The following is a 4,589-nucleotide window of genomic DNA, read 5'->3' as shown; positions in this document are numbered from 1 at the left end:
AACCAAGACGCCAAACCATTCACCTGGACCAAGTCAGCGGAGTACCTCCTGGGCAAGATGAAACGCAAACAAACCATTAACACGGAGCACTAGCGGGTAAGCGTGTACTGCTAATCGGCAGTAGCTACTCTGCTGAGGACATTGGTATGCAGGCCTTCAAGATGGGCGCAGCTTCAATGACTTTCAGCTACCGCACGGCCCCCATGGGATTTGACTGGCCTGACACTGTCAGCGAACGCCCGCTTCTCACCCGGTTCGACGGCAGCACAGGTCATTTTTCAGACGGCACCTCGGCCGAGTTCGACGCCGTCATCCTGTGCACCGGGTATCAACACAAGTTCCCTTTCCTACCCACTGAGCTCGCGCTGCATACTCCGAATGTGTTGTATCCGGACAATCTCTACAAGGGTGTCCTGTGGCAGGACAACCCTCATCTGATGTATCTGGGAATGCAGGACCAGTACTTCACCTTCAATATGTTCGACGCCCAGGCCTGGTTCGCCCGCGACGTCATGATGGGTACCATCCCGCTGCCCTCAGCTGCCGAACGCACTGACGACGCGAATAGGTGGCTGGACCGGCAGCTCACGATTACTTCCCACTTCGATGACGTGGACTTCCAGGCCAACTATCTGCGGGATCTGATCATGGCGACCGACTACCCGCCATTCGACCTTGACCGCGTCGCTGACCTTTTCAAGCAATGGCTAATCAACAAGGAAAACAACATCCTCGGCTACCGGGATGACACCCATACCTCGGTTATGACCGGGACCGAAGCATCGGTCCACCACACTCCGTGGCTGAGCGCCATGGACGATAGCCTCGAACGATTCCTCGGGTCGACTACAACGGCGCCGGAATCTGCGCTGACGCATCCCACGGGATCGTCCACCCCAGGTCGTTGAACAACCCGTCCAACAGCATGGCTGTGAATCCCCACACCGTGACATCCCTGACCAGGAAAGCCGGCGTGGTCCAGGAGACACCGTTGCGGCGGCCAACAATTGAACGGCGTCCTGCCGGATTCAGCAGGTCAGCGACGGGTATCCGGAACACATGCTCCGACTCCGCCTCGTCGACCGCGGTCACCGGTGATTGCCGGGCCCACCAGGCGAGCACCGGGGTGACAAGGAAATTGCTGACCGGAAGACCCGATTCGGGCAACTGACCGAGCACCTCGACGCCGGTGGTATCGACCCCCGTTTCCTCACGCGCCTCACGGAGCGCAGCGGCGACCGGCCCGGCATCGTCGTCGTCAATCCGCCCGCCGGGGAACGCCACCTGGCCGGGATGATCGTTCAGCGATCCTGATCGCAGAACCAACAGGACGTCCAGGTCATCGGGGACCGCGGCAGCGTGGAAGTGGGCGGGCCGATCGTCGAGGGTGCCGAAGAGGATCAGCACCGCCGCATGGCGGGCCTGCGCGGGGTCAAGGCCGCGCGGCGTCCCGGTCTGTGCCGCGGACGTCTGTGCCAGGTCCAGTAGTTGTTGACGAGCGCTCATGCTCCGAGGCTGTACCCGGCAGCCTGCAGCTCTCGCCGGGTTGCGCCGTCCCTCATCAGTTGCAGCAGTTCCTCCCTGCCGGGCGCCAGCTCATATTTCAGCAATCTGGCAGCCTTGACCGGATCCACCTCTCCCTCGCCATACGCGGGGCACAGGGCTGCCAAGGGGCAGGCACCGCACGCAGGCTTGCGGGAGTGGCATACCCGGCGGCCGTGAAACACGACGTGATGCGACAGCATGGTCCAGTCCTGGGGGTCAAACAAGCGCGCGACGTCGGCCTCGACCTTCACTGCGTCGTCGGACCCGGTCCATCGGAAACGCCTCGCCAAACGCCCAAAGTGGGTATCGACAGTGATTCCCGGTATGCCGAACGCATTGCCGAGCACCACGTTGGCGGTCTTGCGCCCCACGCCGGGCAGCGTCACGAGATCCTCGATTCTCGCTGGGACCACTGAGTCAAACTCATCAACCAACCGGTTGGAGAGCGCCAGCAGGCTCTTCGCCTTGGCCCGGAAGAACCCAGTGGGCCGGATCAGCTCCTGCAGAGCCGCTTCATCAGCTTCGGCCAGGCTCCGCGCGTCGGGGTACCTGGCGAAGAGTGCCGGGGTGGTGAGGTTGACCCGCACATCGGTCGTCTGGGCAGACAGAACTGTTGCGACGAGTAGCTCAAAGGGGTTGGTGAAGTCGAGCTCCGCTACCGCATAGGGGTACTCCGCTGCGAGCGTGCGGTGGATCCGGCGGGCTCGCCGTTTGACGGCGAGGGGGGTGGGATCCGGCGCGCCAGCTGACACCTTTCGGGCCACTACCAGCGCCTAGCCGTCGCTCGGCGCGCGCTCGATATTGCTCAGGTCCCGCATCACTCCGATACGGCCGGTCCGCTTATCCTGGACCAGGAACTCCTCGCCACGGTCTTCGATCCCGACTTCCCAGTCGCCGGGGCGCAGGACGAAAAGCTCAACACCTGAGGCCTCGTCGACCACCGGGCGGGGTGTGCCTACCGCGAACCAGAATGCCTCCACAACCGCGGCGTCGTCGGATTCCTTGGTTGCCGAGATGGGCTCGTGGGCGTCATCGCTCCGCCGTTCAACTACCTGATTGACTGTGGTTGCGGCGGCCGGAGCATCGGCGCCGGTGGTTGCGTCCCGCGCTGCTGACGTCGTGTCGGCCGGGTGTTCGCCCGTCGTCGTCGCCTTGTCAGCTGTGCCCACCGAATCTGCCGATGGCGCCGAAGTCGGTGAGGGCGCCGCGTCAGGGGACGTGCTGTAAGGGGCGAAATCCTCGTCAGCGAACCTAGGGTAGCCTGACGAATCGGCGTCGGACAGTTCCTTGTCCTGAGCCCCGGGCACAGCCCCTCCTTCATTTTTGAGGTGCACGTTGGGAGGGCCCTGGGAGTCGTGAGCCTGCGATGCCTTGGCCGCGCCGAATCCGAACCTACTGCGGAGAGCGCCGCCCGCTGGCTTCCCCTGATCGGCCGGCTGTGACGGGTTACCGGTTGAGCCCGGCGTCGGACTTGCCCCAGCTGTTGCCGCCGCCGCGCTGGCACGGGGATGCGTCGTCGTCCCCGATTGATCACTGAAATGGGAAACCTGTTCTGCGGGAACCGGTGCGGCTGCTTTGGATTCCTTGGGTGGTTTGGGTGCCGCCGGCAGAACACCGCGGGCCATGACGTGGGCGCTGGCTGTCGGTCGGCCGGTAAAATCTGCGGCGAATATCGGCAGATGCGGCCCTCCCACAGTTGCGGCAAGCATCCCGATCCCGCCGAGGAGGCAGATGAACGGGCCGATGTGGAAGGCGGTGACTGTCTGAAGAAAAAAGAAAGCAGTGGCCAGAACAGCTACCACCGAGGCGAATTGATCCACTGAGAGCGAACCGATTCGTGTATCGGCGCCAAGCCTCCGCGCGGTGAGCAGACCTGCTGTGGCCACCGGGAGGACAATTCCAATCCCGAGGAAGAACAGCGACGACGCATTCCACAGGTTGCCGAACGAGCCTCGTGCTTCGAAGAAGGGGAGCAGCGAGCCGATGAAAATGAGGAGGATCGAGCCACCGATCACCGCTTCGCGAAGGGTGAAGGGGCCGACGGCTGCCTCGCTGCCGCCCGCTGACTTCGGCGGAGCGGCTGAGGAGGATGCGTTGGCTTCGGTGCTGCTACTGCTGCCGGCGAACCGGCCGGTGTGCGGATCTGTCATGTCGAGATTCCATTCGTCGCAGCGGCCGGGCGGGCCGCAGTCGCCAGCGTTCTTTTCCTTTCACCAGAGTAGTCACCCCATCCCTCCTCTACTACCCATCAGGGGTTCGGCGCTGGCCCGTGGCGCCACTCACCGCAGAAACTCAACCATTCACATTTACGAGTGTGAGCGCGCACACACAACAAGTGTCCCCACGGTTAGTCTGGTCTCCAGTGTCGCGGTGTTGCGTGCCGGTCTTCGAACCGGGCGCTCGCCGCTCCCAAGATAACCGGCAGAAGAAGGGTTGAACATGTCTGAGAGCACCCAGACCACGCAGGGCGACGCATTTGAGAATCTGCTCCACGAGGAGCGCCGCTTTCCCCCGACCGAAGAGTTCGCTGCACACGCCGTCGCGCAGCCTTCCCTGTATGAAGAAGGAAAGGCCGGCCCTGAGTTCTGGGCTACCCAGGCGAGGGCGATGCTGACCTGGGACCAGGACTTCACCCAGGCCCTCGATTTCTCCGACGCCCCCTTCGCCAAGTGGTTTGTCGGTGGGCGGGTCAACGCTGCCTACAACGCGTTGGACCGCCATGTCGAAGCTGGTCTCGGAGACCGGGTCGCCATTTACTTCGAGGGTGAGCCCGGCGACACCCGCTCCTACACCTACGCGCAGCTCACCGAAGAGGTCAAGAAGGCTTCGAACGCTTTCCTGTCGCTCGGCGTCGAAAAGGGAGACCGGGTTGCGGTGTACCTCCCCATGATTCCCGAAGCGGTGATCACCATGCTCGCCTGCGCGCGGATCGGCGCTGTGCACTCGGTGGTGTTCGGGGGATTCTCCGCTGAGGCGTTGCGCAGCAGGATCGATGACGCCGAAGCCAAATTGGTCGTCACCGCTGATGGCACTTACCGGCGGGC

At 63.3% G+C, this 4,589-nt stretch carries 5 protein-coding genes; 2 read left to right on the top strand and 3 right to left on the bottom strand.

Features of this window, described 5'->3' with window-relative positions:
- Positions 1 to 146: 146 nt before the first annotated feature.
- Positions 147 to 908 (top strand): NAD(P)/FAD-dependent oxidoreductase, encoded by a 762-nt coding sequence (locus Y703_RS19590; protein WP_253908029.1) that lies wholly within the window; start codon positions 147 to 149, stop codon positions 906 to 908.
- On the opposite strand, the gene Y703_RS0111690 is transcribed toward Y703_RS19590, so the two are convergent.
- From Y703_RS0111690 to Y703_RS0111680, 3 genes are read right to left on the bottom strand one after another with little or no spacing between them, the layout of a single operon-like run.
- A complete protein-coding gene (locus tag Y703_RS0111690; protein ID WP_026552839.1) occupies positions 847 to 1,506 on the bottom strand; it encodes an NUDIX hydrolase in 660 nt (219 codons plus the stop codon). The genes Y703_RS19590 and Y703_RS0111690 overlap by 62 nt on opposite strands.
- Entirely contained in the window at positions 1,503 to 2,309 is an 807-nt protein-coding gene (gene nth / locus Y703_RS0111685; protein ID WP_026552838.1) for an endonuclease III, read from the bottom strand. The genes Y703_RS0111690 and nth overlap by 4 nt, the downstream gene beginning before the upstream one ends.
- A 9-nt stretch (positions 2,310 to 2,318) precedes the next feature.
- Positions 2,319 to 3,695 carry a hypothetical protein gene (locus Y703_RS0111680; protein WP_026552837.1) on the bottom strand — a complete coding sequence of 459 codons (1,377 nt, stop codon included), beginning with the start codon at positions 3,693 to 3,695 and terminating at the stop codon, positions 2,319 to 2,321.
- Positions 3,696 to 3,984: 289 nt separating this feature from the next.
- Here Y703_RS0111680 and Y703_RS19585 point away from each other — a divergent pair.
- On the top strand, positions 3,985 to 4,589 hold a 605-nt coding region (locus Y703_RS19585), incomplete at its 3' end, for an AMP-binding protein (RefSeq protein ID WP_035764822.1).

Origin of the sequence: Arthrobacter sp. H20 (genome assembly GCF_000520515.1) — a bacterium.
In the GTDB taxonomy this organism is placed as follows: domain Bacteria; phylum Actinomycetota; class Actinomycetes; order Actinomycetales; family Micrococcaceae; genus Arthrobacter_D.
Note: the sequence above shows the minus strand (reverse complement) of the source record. Positions and strands in the feature narration are given on the sequence as shown.

Excerpts from the sequence above, each read along its gene's own strand:
- Y703_RS19590 (WP_253908029.1), top strand. The coding sequence starts at position 147 with ATGCAGGCCTTCAAGATGGGCGCAGCTTCAATGACTTTCAGCTACCGC.
- Y703_RS0111690 (WP_026552839.1), bottom strand. The coding sequence starts at position 1,506 with ATGAGCGCTCGTCAACAACTACTGGACCTGGCACAGACGTCCGCGGCA.
- Y703_RS0111680 (WP_026552837.1), bottom strand. The coding sequence starts at position 3,695 with ATGACAGATCCGCACACCGGCCGGTTCGCCGGCAGCAGTAGCAGCACC.